The organism is Lentzea sp. NPDC059081 (assembly GCF_042738015.1).
Classification (GTDB): Bacteria; Actinomycetota; Actinomycetes; order Mycobacteriales; family Pseudonocardiaceae; genus Lentzea.
Window position 1 is genome coordinate 73,302 of record NZ_JBHYGW010000030.1, and the last position, 15,836, is coordinate 89,137.

General features: G+C 69.5%; 17 protein-coding genes. 4 read left to right on the forward strand and 13 right to left on the reverse strand.

Annotated elements, in window-relative coordinates:
* Window positions 1–56: 56 nt before the first annotated feature.
* On the reverse strand, window positions 57–1,433 hold the full coding sequence (locus ACFWV3_RS38770; RefSeq protein WP_382418914.1) for an FAD-binding oxidoreductase: 1,377 nt from the start codon (window positions 1,431–1,433) through the stop codon (window positions 57–59).
* Between the two features lie 153 nt (window positions 1,434–1,586).
* Between ACFWV3_RS38770 and ACFWV3_RS38775 the strand changes: the two genes are divergently transcribed.
* Window positions 1,587–2,231 carry a DedA family protein gene (locus ACFWV3_RS38775; protein WP_382418915.1) on the forward strand — a complete coding sequence of 215 codons (645 nt, stop codon included), beginning with the start codon at window positions 1,587–1,589 and terminating at the stop codon, window positions 2,229–2,231.
* Window positions 2,232–2,240: 9 nt separating this feature from the next.
* On the opposite strand, the gene ACFWV3_RS38780 is transcribed toward ACFWV3_RS38775, so the two are convergent.
* Together ACFWV3_RS38780 and ACFWV3_RS38785 are read right to left on the reverse strand one after the other, a co-directional pair.
* On the reverse strand, window positions 2,241–2,876 hold the full coding sequence (locus ACFWV3_RS38780; protein WP_382418916.1) for a nucleoside/nucleotide kinase family protein: 636 nt from the start codon (window positions 2,874–2,876) through the stop codon (window positions 2,241–2,243).
* Entirely contained in the window at window positions 2,840–3,730 is an 891-nt protein-coding gene (locus ACFWV3_RS38785) for a PfkB family carbohydrate kinase (protein WP_382418917.1), read from the reverse strand. Before ACFWV3_RS38785 ends, ACFWV3_RS38780 begins: the two co-directional genes overlap by 37 nt.
* On the opposite strand from ACFWV3_RS38785, the gene ACFWV3_RS38790 reads away from it, so the two are divergent.
* On the forward strand, window positions 3,720–4,694 hold the full coding sequence (locus tag ACFWV3_RS38790) for a LacI family DNA-binding transcriptional regulator (RefSeq protein WP_382418918.1): 975 nt from the start codon (window positions 3,720–3,722) through the stop codon (window positions 4,692–4,694). The genes ACFWV3_RS38785 and ACFWV3_RS38790 overlap by 11 nt on opposite strands.
* Window positions 4,688–5,419 (forward strand): sugar phosphate isomerase/epimerase family protein, encoded by a 732-nt coding sequence (locus ACFWV3_RS38795; RefSeq protein ID WP_382418919.1) that lies wholly within the window; start codon window positions 4,688–4,690, stop codon window positions 5,417–5,419. Before ACFWV3_RS38790 ends, ACFWV3_RS38795 begins: the two co-directional genes overlap by 7 nt.
* Here ACFWV3_RS38795 and ACFWV3_RS38800 read toward each other — a convergent pair whose 3' ends face one another.
* The 9 genes from ACFWV3_RS38800 to clpB all read right to left on the reverse strand — a co-directional run bounded on the left by ACFWV3_RS38800 (window position 5,420) and on the right by clpB (window position 13,450).
* The gene (locus ACFWV3_RS38800) at window positions 5,420–6,517 is read right to left on the reverse strand and encodes a glycoside hydrolase family 76 protein (protein WP_382418920.1); all 1,098 of its coding nucleotides are present in this window, start codon (window positions 6,515–6,517) and stop codon (window positions 5,420–5,422) included.
* 25 nt (window positions 6,518–6,542) lie between these two features.
* Window positions 6,543–7,208, reverse strand: a complete 666-nt coding sequence (locus ACFWV3_RS38805; RefSeq protein ID WP_382418921.1) for a TrmH family RNA methyltransferase — start codon at window positions 7,206–7,208, stop codon at window positions 6,543–6,545.
* On the reverse strand, window positions 7,180–7,548 hold the full coding sequence (locus ACFWV3_RS38810; protein ID WP_382418922.1) for a DUF2784 domain-containing protein: 369 nt from the start codon (window positions 7,546–7,548) through the stop codon (window positions 7,180–7,182). Before ACFWV3_RS38810 ends, ACFWV3_RS38805 begins: the two co-directional genes overlap by 29 nt.
* A 59-nt stretch (window positions 7,549–7,607) precedes the next feature.
* Window positions 7,608–8,162, reverse strand: a complete 555-nt coding sequence (gene pyrE / locus ACFWV3_RS38815) for an orotate phosphoribosyltransferase (RefSeq protein ID WP_382418935.1) — start codon at window positions 8,160–8,162, stop codon at window positions 7,608–7,610.
* A 39-nt stretch (window positions 8,163–8,201) separates the two neighbouring features.
* Window positions 8,202–8,975, reverse strand: coding sequence for an SDR family NAD(P)-dependent oxidoreductase (locus ACFWV3_RS38820; protein WP_382418923.1), 774 nt, complete (start codon window positions 8,973–8,975; stop codon window positions 8,202–8,204).
* Between the two features lie 416 nt (window positions 8,976–9,391).
* Window positions 9,392–10,126, reverse strand: a complete 735-nt coding sequence (locus ACFWV3_RS38825; protein WP_382418924.1) for a hypothetical protein — start codon at window positions 10,124–10,126, stop codon at window positions 9,392–9,394.
* A 66-nt stretch (window positions 10,127–10,192) separates the two neighbouring features.
* A complete protein-coding gene (locus ACFWV3_RS38830) occupies window positions 10,193–10,420 on the reverse strand; it encodes a hypothetical protein (protein WP_382418925.1) in 228 nt (75 codons plus the stop codon).
* On the reverse strand, window positions 10,417–10,830 hold the full coding sequence (locus ACFWV3_RS38835; protein WP_382418926.1) for a hypothetical protein: 414 nt from the start codon (window positions 10,828–10,830) through the stop codon (window positions 10,417–10,419). Before ACFWV3_RS38835 ends, ACFWV3_RS38830 begins: the two co-directional genes overlap by 4 nt.
* 37 nt (window positions 10,831–10,867) lie before the next feature.
* A complete protein-coding gene (clpB, locus tag ACFWV3_RS38840; RefSeq protein WP_382418927.1) occupies window positions 10,868–13,450 on the reverse strand; it encodes an ATP-dependent chaperone ClpB in 2,583 nt (860 codons plus the stop codon).
* Window positions 13,451–13,596: 146 nt separating this feature from the next.
* On the opposite strand from clpB, the gene ACFWV3_RS38845 reads away from it, so the two are divergent.
* Window positions 13,597–13,980: a VOC family protein gene (locus ACFWV3_RS38845; protein WP_382418928.1), complete on the forward strand. Its 384-nt coding sequence runs from the start codon at window positions 13,597–13,599 to the stop codon at window positions 13,978–13,980.
* On the opposite strand, the gene ACFWV3_RS38850 is transcribed toward ACFWV3_RS38845, so the two are convergent.
* A complete protein-coding gene (locus tag ACFWV3_RS38850) occupies window positions 13,878–15,536 on the reverse strand; it encodes an MDR family MFS transporter (RefSeq protein WP_382418929.1) in 1,659 nt (552 codons plus the stop codon). The two genes, ACFWV3_RS38845 and ACFWV3_RS38850, sit on opposite strands and share 103 nt — an antisense overlap.
* Window positions 15,537–15,836: the final 300 nt, after the last annotated feature.

A 15,836-nucleotide genomic window follows, 5' to 3' on the forward strand; every position in this document is an offset into this window, starting at 1 on the left:
ACCGAACGCACCGCGAGAGGCCCGTCTGCCCACGCAGGCGGGCCTCTCGCGTTCCGTCAGAGGCTGAACATCGAGCCGGGGTTGAACAGGTTCTCCGGGTCCAGCGCGCGTTTGATCTCGCGGTGCACCCGGAGCCCGACCGGCCCGATCTCCTTCGCCAGCCACTCGCGCTTGATCTTGCCGACGCCGTGCTCGCCGGTCACCGTGCCGCCCAGCGCCAGCCCGACGGCGAGGATGTCGTCGAACGCCTTCTGGGCGCGGGCGAACTGGTCGGCGTCGGCGGGGTCGTAGACGATCGTCGGGTGCATGTTGCCGTCGCCCGCGTGGCCGACGACGGCGATCTTCAGCCCGACCTCCGCCGCGATGTCCTCGCAGCCCTGGATCAGCTCGGCGATGCGGGTGCGGGGCACGCACACGTCGTCGGTCAGCCAGGAGCCGTAGACCTCCAGCGCGGTCAGCACGGCACGGCGGGCGGTCAGCAGGTCGCGGCCCTCGTTGACGTCGTGGGTCGCGTAGACGAGGTCGGCCTCCAGGCAGATCTCCTCGATCTTGCGCAGCTCGTCGCGGGCCTGCTCGCCGCCCGCGTCGGACTGGCAGATCAGCAGCGCCGCGCAGCCGGGACCGGCGCCGAGCTCGGTCTTCAGGTACTGCTCCACGGCCTCGATCGAGGTGCGGTCCATGATCTCCATCAGCGACGGGACCAGGCCCTCGCGCACGATCTTGCTCACCGCGGCACCGGCCAGGGCGGTGCTGCCGAACGCGGCCACCAGCGTCGCCGGGGCCTGCGGCAGCGGGCGCAACGCCAAGGTCGCCCTGGTGATCACGCCGAGCGTGCCCTCGGAGCCGATGAAGAGCTTGGTCAGGTCGTAGCCCGCGACGCCCTTGACCGTGCGGCGGCCGGTCCGCAGCACCTCGCCGTCGGCCAGGACGACCTCCAGGCCCAGCACGGAGTCGGTGGTCACGCCGTACTTCACGCAGCACAGACCGCCGGCGTTGGTGGAGAGGTTGCCGCCGATCGTGCACCAGTCGTAGCTGCTCGGGTCCGGCGGGTAGAACAGGCCGTCCTTCTCGACGGCGCCGCGCAGGTCGAGGTTCACCACGCCCGGCTCGACCACGGCGAGGCGGTTGTCGGCGTCGACCTCGACGATCGCGTTCATCTTGGTCGTGACCAGGACGACGCAGCCCTCGATCGCGTTCGCCGCGCCGGAGAGACCGCTGCCCGCGCCTCGGGGAACGATCGGGACCCGGTGGCTCGCGCACGCGCGCACGACTGCCTGGACCTGTTCCGTGTTCAGGGGGAACACCACTGCCAACGGGCTGCCGTGCGGCGCCAGCGGCATCATGTCGCGTCGGTAACTCGCGGTGACGTCGGCATCGGTCAGGACGCCGGCGTCACCCAATGCGGTGCGGAGTTCAGCGAGCAACGTCTCCATGCCGATCACGCTAGTCCGGTTCGAGCGGTTCACTCGAGAGCGATCTCGTGCGGCAGTTCATCTGGTGACTCGGTGTGATCAACCCAGATTTCGCCCACCCGTTGGACCGATGTCGCCACGCCAACGGCGTAGCACGACGTACGCTGGCTCACCGTGGCGCATGCTTTCGCCTCGTTGGAGACCGCGGGTCCGGTGGCCGTCTGGGTCATCGTGCTGAGCTTCATCTTCGTCGAGTGCGCTTTCATCTTCGGGCTGTTCCTGCCCGGTGACTCGCTGCTGTTCGCCGCCGGTGTGGTGCTGGCGACCCACAGCAGCGAGCTGTCGGCGTGGATGCTGTCCCTCGCCGCCCTCGTCGTGGCCGTCGTCGGCAACCAGGTCGGGTACTACATCGGCAGGGCCACCGGCACGCGCGTGCTCGCGCGCAAGGGCGGCAAGGTGCTGAACAGGCACAACCTCAAGCGCGCCGGCGACTTCCTCGACCGGCGCGGGTTCTGGGCCGTCGTGCTCGCCCGCTGGATCCCGTGGATCCGCACGCTGGCACCCGTGATCGCCGGTGCCGCCCGCATGGACATTCGCCGGTTCACGCTGGCCACCGCCCTCGGCGCCGTCGCGTGGGTGCCGACGCTGGTGCTCGCCGGCTACTACGGCGCCGGTGTCCTGGAGCAGTTCCCGTGGCTCGAGACGGCGGCCATCGTCGTCAGCGTCGCGTTCTTCCTCGGCGGCACCGGCTGGGGCATCTGGCGCTACCGCCAGGAGATGGCCAAGCCGATCGACGAGCCCGTCGACGTCGCGTTCTAGCGTGCTCCGCTAGAGCACTTCGGTGATCAGCAGGTCGGCCGACCCCTTCGACGAGTTCACCATCAACGCGTTGACGTGGTCCGTGCCGTGCAGCACGCGTTCCTCCGCCTCCGAGAGAGTGCGCCCGTACCGCAGGTGGCGGTCGATCAGGCGTTGCACGCGCACGTCCTCGTCGATGAACAGGAACCACGCCTCGTCGAGGATGATCCGGACGCGCTTCCACTTGTCGTAGTTGAGCAGCAGGTAGTTGCCCTCGGTGACGACGAGCGGGACGTCCGGGTGCACCGGCACGGCGCAGGCGATCGGCTCCTCGATCTCGCGGCGGAACTGCGGTGCGTAGATCATGTCCGGCCCGCACGCCTTGATCCGGCCGAGCAGGTCGACGTAGCCGGGGATGTCGAACGTGTCGGGCGCGCCCTTGCGTTCGACGAGCCGGAGCCGTTCGAGCTCGCTCTGCGCCAGGTGGAAGCCGTCCATCTCGACGAGCACGGCCTGGCCGTCGAGTGCCTCGACGAGCCGCCGCGCGAGTGTCGACTTGCCGGAACCGGGAGCGCCGCCGATGCCCAGGATCTTGCGTTCCCCCTGGTCCGTGAGCACTCGAGCCCGTTCTAGCAGCTCCTCGAACCTGACCTGCTGTCCTGCCACCGCGCCAGCCTCTCAACCCAGTCCCCGACCGCAGCGACGCGAACGGCGGCCGCCTCCGACGCGAAGCCGATGGCCGCCACCGGGTCCGTCCCCGACGCCAGCGCGTAGGCGTACGCGCCGTGCCAGACGTCACCGGCACCGTTCGTGTCCACCACCTCCACCGCCGGCACGGGCACGGCTCCGGTCGAGCCGTTCCGCGACCAGGTCACCGGTGCCGCACCCTGCGTGCGTATCACCAGCGGCACCCCGTACGAGTGCACCTCGGCATCGGACCGCTCGAACCCCGAAGCGCAGGCGGCCACGTCGACCAGCGGCAACAGGTGATCGAGGACAGGTTTCCAGCTCCCGGCGTCGAGCACCACAGGCAATCCCCGCTCTTTCGCCTGCTGGGCGGCGGGGATGGCCAGTCCTTCGTGGTGCCCGTCCAAGAGGAGGACGTCCGCGGCGGCCACGAGATCGGACAGATCGGGCGCGACGACAGGCACGGACGCGTTGCGGGAGACGACCGTGCGCTCCCCATCAGCGCTTCTGACGACGACCATGCTCACGGGCGTCGTGCCCGCCACGGCGGTGACTTGGACCGGCTCCAAGGAAGCGCGGACGAACTCACCGAGCGCATCCGCACCCAATGCGGTGAGCAACGCCGCCGAGCCGCCCAGCGCGGCGACCGCGCGGGCCGCGTTCGCCGCCGGACCACCGGGGGACAGGGCCGCGCCGAGCGACTGGACCTTCTGTCCCGGCGCCGGGAACGATTCCACCCGTTGAATCACATCGAGGGTTGTGAGCCCGACACACAGCACGGCTGCCATCAGGGCTTCCTCCAAACGGGTATGGTCCCAGGTCATGGTCACCATGCGGGATGTCGCGGCTCTCGCGGGGGTCTCCATCACCACGGTGTCACACGTGATCAACGAGACCAGGCCCGTCGCCGGGGACACGCGCGAGCGCGTCCAGAAGGCGATCGACGAAACCGGGTACACCGGTGACGCCATCGCGCGGTCGCTGGTCATGGGTGGCACGAAGTCGCTGGGCCTGGCGGTGTCGCTGGTCTCCCACCCGTACTTCGCCGAGCTCATCGCCGCCATCGAGTCGGAAGCGACCCGCAGCGGCTACTCGCTCGTGCTGATCGACACGCGGGACACCCCGGAGTCCGAGCAGGCCGCCGTCAGGATGCTGCGCTCCAGACGCGTCGACGGGCTGCTGCTCACGCCGTCCGCGGGCGGTGGCAGCCTCGTGCTGCCCGAGCTCAAGAAGCTGGGCATCCCCACCGTGCTGGTGGACCGGCTGACCGTGTCGAAGGACATCGACCAGGTCGGCCCGGAGAACGTGCAGGCCACGTCGGGCCTGGTCAAGCACCTCGCGGAGCTGGGCCACCGGCGGATCGGCATCGTCTGCGGCAAGACGGGCGTGGCGACCACCGAGGAGCGCATCCTCGGCTACCGGCTCGGCCTCGGCCGGGCGGGGCTCAAGTGGGACGAGGCGATGGTGTCGCAGAGCGGCTGGCTCGCGCCGCTGCTCGACCAGGCCGACCCGGCGACCGCCGTCGTGGCGGCGGACCACCTCGTGACCGTGGGCATGCTGCACGAGGCGCGCGCCCGCGGGCTGAAGCTCGGCACAGACCTGGCCGTGGTCGCCTACGACGAGGTCGAGTGGGCGACGTTGATCGACCCGCCGCTCACGACGCTGGCCCAGCCCGTCGAGGAGATCGGCAGGACCGCGGTGAAGCTGCTGCTGTCGCGGATCGCCGACCCGGACCGGGCGCCGGAGACCATCCGGCTCGCGCCCTCGCTCATGCACCGGCAGTCCTGCGGATGCTGATCCCCGGCGTCGTCTCGGTGACGTTCCGGCAGCTCACGGTCCCGCAGATCGGCGACCTCGCGACCGGGTGCGGGCTGCAGGCCGTGGAATGGGGCGCCGACGTGCACGTGCCGCCCGGCGACTTCGCGGCGGCACGGCAGGCGCTCGACACCGGGCTGAAGGTCGCCGCGTACGGGTCGTACTACCGGGCCGGCGTGTCCGACCGGGCGGAGCTGGCGCCGGTCCTCGAGACAGCGGCCGAGCTGGACGCGCCGCTCGTGCGGGTCTGGGCGGGCAGGACCGGGTCGGCCGAGTGCGCCGACCGGGGCGCGGTGGTCGAGGCGTTGCAGCACGCGGTCGAGCACGCCGACGCGATGGGCACGAAGATCGCGCTGGAGTACCACGCGAACACGTTGACGGACACGCTCGACTCGGCCGTGCAGCTGCTGGACGAGGTCGACGGCGTGGTCTCGTACTGGCAGCCGCGGGGAGGCCAGGACGTGTTCTCGGCCGTGCACGAGGTGCGGACGCTGGAACCGGTGACGGCGCACGTCTTCTCGTGGGGCCCCGGCGGCTTCCAGGACCGGTTGCCGCTCGCCGACCGCCGTGACCTGTGGAAACCGGTGCTGGGCGAGCTGGCGCGCGACGGCGTCGAACGCAACGCGCTGCTGGAGTTCGTGCGTGACGACTCGCCGGAGCAGTTCCGCGAGGACGCGAAGACCCTGCTGAGCTACCTCGGTCAGTAGTCAGGCGGGAGCGACGTCGAGGCCGTTGCGCTCCAGCAGGGCGGCCGCTTCCAGGCACATCCAGCCGCCGAGCTGGACGGACAGGTCGCGGCCCTCGTCCTCCACCACCGGCGCGGTCCACTCCGGACCGAAGAGCGGCCCGCTCACCGCCGACACGCGGTTGCTCCACAGGGCCTCCGCCGACTGGACCACGAGCTCCCGCGCGAGGTCCGCGGTCACCGCCCGTTCGGGGTCGAGGTCGGGGATCGTGAGCGCGGCCTGCGCGAGGTAGCGGGTGAGGATGCCCGCGAACAGGCCGCCGTCGCCGCCGCCCTGGCCCTTGATCACGCCGTTGGTGGCGAGGTCGTCGTGCACGGCGGTGATCGTCCGCGCGGCCCTGTCCAGCCACTTGTCCTGCTGGCCGTGCTTCGCGAGCTCGACGCACGCGCCGATGAGCACCCCTTGGCAGTACGTGTAGATGTTCTTCTCGTACTCGCGGATCTCGCCGTTGGGGTGGACGTGCAGGCCGTCCCACGCGAGGCCGCTGCTCTCGTCCACCAGGTGCTCCTCGATCCAGTCCACGGTGGACCGGGCGCGGGCGAGGTCGGTGCGTTCGTTCTGGCGGGCCAGGAAGATCGCGGCGGGACCGTTGGCGGGCACGTTCTTGAAGTCGTCGTTGCGCTTCCACCAGATGCCGCCGCCCGCGTGGTCGGTCCAGCCGTCGCGCAGCCGTTCGGCGATGGCCTGCAGCGCCTTGGGCTTGGCCACGCCGACGTGCTCCTCGGCGCGTTGCAGGGCGAGGCCGAGCCACGCGACGTCGTCGTAGAAGTCGTTGGTCCAACCGAGGACGTTGCGCACCCGGATGCCGCGGACGACCTTGGTGACCGCGGCCCTGCGCAGCTCGGTGGGCGAGCGCAGGTAGCCGTCGACCAGGCAGTCGAGCAGGTGGGCCTGCCACCAGTAGTTGAAGCTGGCGTGCAGCTTGTCCCGGAACAGCGGGGGCCACGCGCGGGCTCCCAGCAACGTGCCCGGCACGCCCCAGACCCGGCGCAGGTGCCTGGAGTACACCGCGCGCTCCGCGACGCCCGCGCGTGCCGCCAGCAGTTTCGCGATCACCACCCGATCATCGTGAGTGCTTGATCGGTCAAGAAGCTCGGTGAACCGCCCAGTGGTACAGGCCCATGGCCACAGAAGTTGTCAGGTTGTAACTGCTGACCTTGTCGCGCATGGGCAGCCGCACGATCCGGGTGGCCCTCTCCCGCACCTCGGCGGACAGGCCGTGGCGCTCCGAGCCGAACGCCAGCACGGCGTCGTCGGGGATCGGGCCCTTCAGCAGGTCGCCCTCGGCGTCGAACGCGATCAGCTCGCCCGCGAAGTCGAGGCTTTCCGCTTTGGCGACCGGCAACGCGAAGTGCAGGCCCGCGGACCCCCTCAGCACGTTGGGGTGCCACGGGTCGACGTCGCCCGTCGAGATCACGCCGCCCGCGTCGAGCCCCGCCGCCACGCGGATGGCCGCGCCGAAGTTGCCGAGGTTGCGCGGGTTGTCGAGCAGCACCACCGGTGCGCCGCGGTCGAACGGCAGCTCAGGCCGTTCGGCGAAACCGGCGACACCGGTCGGGTGCGTACGGCCGACCCGCAGAGTGAACGCCTTCTGGTCCACCTCGGTGGCCTGGGCGAACGCGGCGACGAGGTCCGGCGCGTGCGACTCGGCGAGCTTCACCGCGGCATCGAGGTCCGTGGTGAGCAACGGGTCCACGGCCGCGCCGAAGCGCAGCGCGTGCTTAACCGTGTGAAAGCCTTCGAGCAGCACGCGCACCAGCGTAGAAGCCGATCCACGACGCCAGCACGACCGCCCCGAGCACCAGCTGGACCAGCGTCGACGCGCTCTCCGGGTACCAGACGCCGTCGATGTAGTGGTCGATGAACCCGGTCTCCAGCGGCGGCATGCCGGCCATCACGCGGAAGTCGTTCTCCCACACCGTCAGCGGGCACACGGTCGGCGTGATGATGCTCAGGATCGCCCAGGCGCCCATGGCGAGGTGCGGGTAGATGACCCACCTCCACCGCCACGCCAGGAACCCGCCCACGAGCAGGAACGCCAGCACCGTGAAGTGCAGCACCACCACCGCTTCTGCGAACAACCCGGCCATTCGCACCACCCCGCCCTCCAGACTAGGACGGGGTGACTCGCAGCGCTCTCGATAAAACCTCAGGACAGCCCGAGGTCGTCCAGGTCGAGCAGGTAGCGGTACTGCAGACCCTCGGCCTCGATGGCCTCCTTGGCGCCCGTACCTCGGTCGACGACCGTGGCGACGCCGATGACCTCGGCCCCGTGCTCGCGCAGCGCTGTGACGGCCGTCAACACCGAACCCCCCGTGGTGGAGGTGTCCTCGACGGCCAGGACGCGCTGCCCGCGCACGTCGATGCCCTCGATCTGGCGCTGCATGCCGTGCGCCTTGCTGGCCTTGCGCACGACGAACGCGTCGAGCACGTCACCGTCGGCCGCGGCGGAGTGCATCATCGCGTAGGCGACCGGGTCGGCACCGAGCGTGAGACCGCCCACGGCGACGAAGTCCCAGTCGCTCGTGAGCTGACGGAGGAGCTTGCCGATCAACGGGGCGGCTGCGTGGTGCAGCGTCGCCCGCCGCAGGTCGACGTAGTAGTCGGCTTCCTTGCCACTGGACAGGGTCACCTTGCCGTGCACGACGGCCAACTCGCTCACCAGACGGGCGAGCTCCGACTTCGCGTTCGCGTCCAAGACCACTTCAGTTCGCACAGGTCGCTACCTTCGCACACGCCGCCGTCACGTGCGTCCGCGCCCACCCGCCATGCGGGAGGCCATCTTGCGCACGAGCGCCCGCGGGAGCAGCCGCGAGATCGTCACGATCGCCTTGTACTGCCCGCCGGGAATCGACAACGGCTTGCCGCGGCGCAGGTCGCGCAGTCCTTCGTGGACCAACCGGTCGGCGTCGACGTAGAGGAAGTTGGGCGTCTTGGACATGTCGATGTTCGCGCGCTTGTGGAACTCGGTCCGCACGAAACCGGGGCACAGCGCCATGATCCGCACGCCGGAGCCCTCCGTCGCGAGCGCCATGCCCTCGGAGAACGTCGTCACCCACGCCTTGTCGGCGCTGTAGCTGGTGCCGCGGCCGGGCAGGAAGCTCGCGACGCTGGACACGTTGATCACGTCGCCCTTGCCGCGCTTCATCATGGGCGGGATCGCGGCCCGGCACAGGCGCAGCACCGTGGCGACGTTCACGTCGAGCTGGGCTTGGAGCTTCTCCACGTCGGCGGCGAAGAACTCGCCGCTGTTGGCGAAGCCCGCGTTGTTGACGAGCAGGTCGACGGCGGACTCGGCGAGGCGGGCCTCGACCTTGGCGCGGTCGGTGGCATCGCCGAGGTCGGCGGGCAGGACGTCCACCTGGACGCCGTGGCGGTCGCGCAGCTGCTGCGCGAGCTCCTCGAGCGCGGACGCGGTGCGCGCGACCAGCACGAGGTCATATCCCTCAGCCGCGAGCCTGCGGGCGAAGGCGGCCCCGATCCCGACGGTCGATCCGGTCACCAGTGCGGTTGGCATGCCACCGCACGGTAGTCGGAAAGTCGCCGGGGTCGAAGGCCGCCGATGATCACACTTCGTTCTTCGCCGGGCGGCGGAGAACCGCGAGTCGCAGCGCGAGGCCGGAAATGACCAGAGCGACTCCACCTGCGAGCAACCACCCGACCGACGCGCCGGTGTTGGCCAGCGTCACGACGGACGCCGTGCCGGCGACGGCAACGGGTGCAACTGCTTTTCCTCCGTACATCGTGGATCCCTTTCCGGGGGCTCGGGGACACGACGGTGTTACGAAGGGAGTATCTGAATCAAACTCGGATGTTTTACACGGAGCGTGCTGTGATCTAGATCACAGGACTTTAGTCACTAATTGGAATCGTGCTGGTGGAGGGCTTGCGGTAGCGGGTTACGGTGCGGTTCGTCACGCTCCGTACAAATACTCACTGTTGCTTTCGACCGAACGACGGCCGGTAGACCTCGCCACCTTCGTCCTCTTCGGACACCGGTTCCTCGACCTCCGACGGGTCGGGGTCGAACGGGTCGATCACGTCCGCGAGCTCACCGACGTCGCGCAGCAGCCGCTCGAGGCGCGCGGGCGACGAGTTGGGCGGCGCGGCGGCCAGCACCCAGTCGTTCTCCATCCAGACGACCGTGACGTCCCCGCCGATCTCCTCGGCGGCGTCGATCAGGTCGGGCGTGATGATCTTGCGAGCGGCCGGCACGTCCGTGACGAACGCGTACCGCGAGCCCACCGGCCCGAGCAGGTCGGGCATCGGCATCTTCTCGTTGTCGCGCTGGAACGGCACGGTCGACAGCCAGAGCTCGATCACCACCGACAACGCCCGCCGGCACCGGACGCCGACCAGCACGGAGTTGACCTTGCCGCTGGTCTCGTGGTCGAGCACGTAGACCTGCCGCCGCCCGTCCGCGGTGAAGGTCGAGCCGGCGACGACGTCACGGGCGAGCCCGGTGCCGTAGTACGCGATGGCCCCGGCCTCCCACCGGGTCGGCAGCACGTGGTCTGTCTCCTCGAACTGCCAGCCGCGCAGAGCAGCCCAACGGCGCCGTTCACGATTACGCGCGGTTCGTTGCGCCCGGTCGGTCGCGAGCAGGGCGAACCCCGCCACACCCGCCACCGCGGCGACGGTGAACCAGACCCACGCCGGTATGCCCACAGCTGAAGCGTAGTGGGTCGAGGGCGAGGAACGAAGATCACTTCCGCGCGTCGTGCCCGCAGGTGCCTATTCGAGGTGGTGAGGGGTGCCGCACGGGTGCTCACGGGGAACGACGACGACCTGCTCAGCGTCCGCGTAGACGATCAGGCCTGGGTCGTCGCGGTCCAGCCGCACCCACGGAACGCCGTGGGCGTCGAGGACGGCGAGGTAGCCGGAGACCCGGTCGATCAGGTGCGGCGAGGTGCACCGGAACCACGCCGCTGCGCCGGGCCGTTGGTACACGGCCAGGCTCACGGTGGCGGGGTTCGTGAAGCTGGCGTTGCGACCGGCACCACGACGACCTGGACCTCGTCCTCGTAGACGACCCTGCCGGGCGCGTCCGACGTCAGCCGCGCCCACCGCACCCCGTGCGCGTCGAGAAGGGCGAGATAACCGTGCACCCGCTCCAGCAGGTGGGTCGCCTCCGCCTTGAACCAGGCGTGGGCACCGGGGTTGAGTTCGCGGTCGTACACCGTCGGATCCACTGTCGACGGATCGGTGTACGCCGCGTCGTACCAGGCGTTGTTCACGCGCATGAACGCCTCTTGCTCAGCGGTGAGCCGCCCATCACGCCGCAGGCCGTTCACCAGCCCGAAGATCCCCGGGAAGGTCCCGCGCGCGTTCGGCTCGACCGCCTGGTACCGGACGAAGCGAAGATCCCCCACGAGACCGAACCTACCGGTCTCGCAGGGGATCCGGACGTCACGCCGTGCGGCCGACGATCAACCCCGTCTGGTCGTCGAGCACGTCGACCCGCACCGTGTCGCCGTCGCGCACCTCACCCGCCAGCAGCTCCTTCGCCAGCTGGTCGCCGATCGCCGACTGCACGAGCCGCCGCAGCGGCCGGGCGCCGTAGATCGCGTCGAAGCCGTTCAACGCCAGCCAGTCGCGGGCAGCCGTCGTGACCTCCAGCGTCAGCCGGCGCGCGGCCAGCCGGTCCGCCAGGCGAGCGATCTGGATGTCCACGATGGACGTCAGCTCCTCGGTGGCGAGCGCGTGGAACACCACGACGTCGTCCAGCCGGTTCAGGAACTCCGGCTTGAAGTGCCGCTGCACCACGCCCATCACCGCGTCGCGGCGTTCGAGCTCGGTCAGCGACGGGTTCACGATCGTCTGCGAGCCCAGGTTCGAGGTGAGCACCAGGATCGTGTTGCGGAAGTCCACGGTCCGACCCTGGCCGTCGGTCAGGCGGCCGTCGTCGAGGACCTGCAGCAGCACGTCGAACACGTCCGGGTGCGCCTTCTCGACCTCGTCCAGCAGCACGACCGAGTACGGGCGGCGGCGGACCGACTCCGTCAGCTGGCCGCCCTGGTCGTAGCCGACGTAGCCGGGAGGCGCTCCGACCAGGCGGGCCACCGAGTGCTTCTCGGAGTACTCGCTCATGTCGATGCGGATCATCGCCCGCTCGTCGTCGAACAGGAACGCCGCCAGCGCCTTGGCCAGCTCCGTCTTGCCCACGCCGGTGGGGCCGAGGAACAGGAACGAGCCCGTCGGGCGGTCCGGGTCGGCGACTCCGGCGCGCGTCCTGCGCACCGCGTCCGACACCACGCGCACGGCCTCTGCCTGGCCGACGACACGACGGCCCAGCTCGTCCTCCATGCGCAGCAGCTTCGCCGTCTCGCCTTCCAGCAGACGCCCCGCCGGGATGCCGGTCCACGCCGACACCACGTCCGCGACGTCGTCCGGGCCGACCTCCTCCTTCAGCATCGCGGCGTCCTGAGTGGACTCCGCGGCGGCACCCAGCTCCTTCTCCAGCTGCGGAATCTTGCCGTAGCGCAGCTCGGCGGCACGGCCGAGGTCGCCGTCGCGCTCGGCCCGTTCGGACTCGCCGCGCAACGACTCCAGCTGCTCCTTCAGATCACGCACGCGGTCGATGGAGCCCTTCTCGTTCTGCCAGCGGGCGGTCAGCGCCGCCAGCTCCTCGCGCTTCTCGGCCAGCTCGGCGCGCAGCGCGTGCAGCCGTTCGACCGACGCCGGGTCGGACTCCTTCGCGAGCGCCATCTCCTCGATCTCGAGACGGCGGACCGCGCGTTCGACGGTGTCGATCTCGACGGGCCGGGAGTCGATCTCCATGCGCAGCCGGGACGCGGCCTCGTCGACGAGGTCGATCGCCTTGTCCGGCAGGAAGCGCGCGGTGATGTAGCGGTCGGACAGCGTCGCGGCGGCGACGAGGGCGGCGTCGGTGATGCGCACGCCGTGGTGCACCTCGTAGCGCTCCTTGAGCCCGCGCAGGATGCCGACGGTGTCCTCCACCGACGGCTCGCCGACCAGCACCTGCTGGAAGCGGCGCTCCAGGGCGGCGTCCTTCTCGATGTGCTCGCGGTACTCGTCGAGCGTCGTGGCACCGACCATGCGCAGCTCACCGCGGGCGAGCATCGGCTTGATCATGTTGCCGGCGTCCATGGCCGACTCCCCGGTCGCACCGGCGCCGACGATGGTGTGCAGCTCGTCGATGAACGTGATGACCTGGCCGGCCGAGTCGGTGATCTCCTTCAGCACGGCCTTGAGCCGCTCCTCGAACTCACCGCGGTACTTGGCGCCCGCGACCATCGAGCCCAGGTCGAGCGACACGACCTTCTTGCCGCGCAGCGACTCGGGCACGTCACCGGCCACGACGCGCTGCGCCAGGCCCTCGACGATCGCCGTCTTGCCGACACCGGGCTCACCGATCAGCACGGGGTTGTTCTTGGTGCGCCGCGACAGCACCTGCACGACACGGCGGATCTCGGCGTCACGGCCGATCACCGGGTCGAGCTCGCCCTTGCGCGCGCGCTCGGTCAGATCGACGCCGTACTTCTCCAGCGCCTTGTAGGTGCCCTCGGGGTCCGGGGACGTCACACGAGCCGACCCACGCACACGGCTGAAAGCCTCCTTCAACGCGTCGGGCGTCGCACCGTGCCGTCGCAGCAGGTCGGCCACCTGGCCACCGTGCTGCGCGAGACCGACCAGCAGGTGCTCGGTCGACACGTACTCGTCGCCCATCTCGGTCGCGAGCTCCTGCGCCTTGCCGAGCACCCGCACGGCGTCGCGCGAGAGCTGCGGCGCGGAGACCGTCGAGCCGGAAGCGCTGGGCAACGACCGGGAGAGCTGCTCCAGCTCCTTGCGCACGAGCGTCGGGTCGGCGCCCACGGCCTCGAGCAGCGGCGCGGTCAACCCGTCCGTCTGCGCCAGCAGTGCACTGAGCAGGTGCACGGACCCCACGTCCGGGTTCCCGTTGAGCGTCGCGGCCTGGACCGCGGCGGAAACCGCCTGCTGCGTCTTCGTCGTCGGGTTGAAAGCGTCCATTCCTCCACCTCGTGGTCAGCCTCCAGCATGGACCATCATCCCGCACAACGTCAGAAAAGTTGAGTCTGTTCCGCTCAACTACGAGAACGTGACGGCCGTCCCGAAAATCGCACGTCAGCGAGACCGGGTTGGGCGAAGATCACCCCATGACGTCCATCATCCACAGCATCACCATCGACGCACGCGACTCCTACGAGATCGCCACGTGGTGGAGCAAGGTCCTCGGCCACCCGCTGCACGCCGACGACAACCCGGGCGACCCCGAGTGCCTGATCGAGCTGCCGATCGGCATCCGCTACCTGTTTATCAACGTGCCGGAGGGCAAGGAGCTGAAGAACCGCCTGCACCTCGACCTGCAACCGTCCGACGGCACCCGAGACGAGGAGGTCGAACGCCTCCTCGCCCTGGGCGCGACGGTCTTCGACGATCAGCGCAGGGCCGACGGCACGGGCTGGGTGACGATGCGCGACCCCGAGGGCAACGAGTTCTGCGTGGAACGCAGCGCAGCCGAACGCGCCGCGACCTCCTGACGACCGTCACTCGAAAGCACCAACAGCTTGTCCACAGCAGGAGCCGGGTTATCCACAATCCGCTGGTCAGTATCCACAGGTGAATCAGGTTCAGTGGCGACCGTCTGTGCACCAGAACCCGTTGGAGTGACATCCACGGAGTCCCGCAACGGCTGCTCCTTGATCAGCAGCACCGCGATCACCGTGAACACCGCGAGCCCGGCGGCGATCAGGAACAGCTGCCCCATCGCATCGCCGTAGGAGTCCCGCACCACCGGGGAGAGGGAGCCGCGGTCGAGCGTCTTCGTGCTCACGTGAGCCGCCAGCACGGCCCCGAGCACCGAGACGCCGGCCGTCCCGCCCAACGACCGCAGGAACGTGGCCGTGGAGCTGGCCGCCCCGAGATCCGCCATCCCCACGCCGTTCTGCACGGCCAGCACGAGGTTCTGCATGGTCAGCCCTACCCCGACACCGACCAGCGCCAGGTAGGCCCCCATCAGCACGAGGTTCGTGGAGTGGTCGATCGTCCCGAGCAACGCCAGCCCGGCGACCAGTGAGAACGAGCCCCACACCAGGTAGCTCTTCCACTTCCCGCTCTTGGCGATCAACTGCCCGCTGACCGTCGACGAGATGCTCAGCCCGAGCACCAACGGCACCGTCAGCAACCCGGCCTTGGTGGGCGAGAACCCGCGAGCGATCTGGAAGTACTGCCCCATGAACACCGACGCCCCGAACATCGCGGTCCCCACCGCCACGCCCCCGAGCATCGCCAGCACCACGGTCCGGTTCTTGAACAGGTGCAGCGGAATGACCGGCGCGGACGCCCGCCGCTCCACGAAGTAGGCACCCACGATCGCCAGCACCGCCCCGCCAGCGAACAACGCGCTCTCACCAGAGACCCACGCGAAGTCCTTGCCGGCGAACGACACCCACATCAGCACCAGGCTCACCCCACCGGTGATCAACGTGGCACCGAGGTAGTCGATCTTCACGTGCCGCTTCACCGTCGGCAGGTGCAGCGTCTTGCGCAACACGGCCAGCGCCACCAGCGCCAACGGCACGCAGACGAAGAAGCACCACCGCCACCCGGGCCAGTCGACGAGGAACCCGCCGACCAACGGCCCACCGACCGTCCCGGCCGAGATGACCATGCCCGTGTACCCGCTGTACCGCCCACGCTCCCGCGGACTCAACAGCGCCCCGACCACAACCTGCCCGAGCGCCTGCACACCACCCATCCCGAGCCCCTGCACGACCCGGAACGCGATGAGCTGCTCCATGTTCTGACTGAGCCCCGACAACACGGAGCCGACCACGAACAGGACGATGCCGCCCTGCAACAACTTCTTCTTGTCGAAGAGATCCGCGAGCTTCCCCCACACCGGCGTGCTGGCGGTGGACGCCAGCAACATCGACGTGATGACCCACGTGTACTGGGTCTGCGTGCCCTTGAGCTCGGCCAAGATCGTCGGGAGAGCGTTGGAGACGATGGTGGAGCTGAGAATCGCGACGAGAAGCGCCACCCAGATGCCGGACAGAGCTTCGAGGATCTCCCGATGCGACGAGGGCCGGTTCAAGCACACCTCCAGTAATTAGTTGATGTCATACAACTATATCTGGAGATAGTTAGCTAGGCCAACTAAATCGAGTGGCTGATGGGTCACACCAGAGTCGCGCAGCCCGGTGGAGCCGGCATCAAGCGAGGCCGAAGGCAAGCACACGCGACGGCGAAGCCGAAGGCGAGCCCAGCGATGGCGCAGCCGAGCAGTCCCGAGCAAAGCGAGGTCGCGGTGGTGGCTCCCCCGTCTAGCGCTACAAGCACTCGCTGCACGCGAGGAGGGGTGTCAAACGGCCACGCTTTTCGGCCGTTTGACACC

Coding starts and splice junctions, on each gene's coding strand:
- ACFWV3_RS38770 (WP_382418914.1), bottom strand. CDS start 1,433: ATGGAGACGTTGCTCGCTGAACTCCGCACCGCATTGGGTGACGCCGGC.
- ACFWV3_RS38790 (WP_382418918.1), top strand. CDS start 3,720: ATGGTCACCATGCGGGATGTCGCGGCTCTCGCGGGGGTCTCCATCACC.
- ACFWV3_RS38785 (WP_382418917.1), bottom strand. CDS start 3,730: ATGGTGACCATGACCTGGGACCATACCCGTTTGGAGGAAGCCCTGATG.
- ACFWV3_RS38795 (WP_382418919.1), top strand. CDS start 4,688: ATGCTGATCCCCGGCGTCGTCTCGGTGACGTTCCGGCAGCTCACGGTC.
- ACFWV3_RS38810 (WP_382418922.1), bottom strand. CDS start 7,548: ATGGCCGGGTTGTTCGCAGAAGCGGTGGTGGTGCTGCACTTCACGGTG.
- ACFWV3_RS38820 (WP_382418923.1), bottom strand. CDS start 8,975: ATGCCAACCGCACTGGTGACCGGATCGACCGTCGGGATCGGGGCCGCC.
- clpB (WP_382418927.1), bottom strand. CDS start 13,450: ATGGACGCTTTCAACCCGACGACGAAGACGCAGCAGGCGGTTTCCGCC.
- ACFWV3_RS38845 (WP_382418928.1), top strand. CDS start 13,597: ATGACGTCCATCATCCACAGCATCACCATCGACGCACGCGACTCCTAC.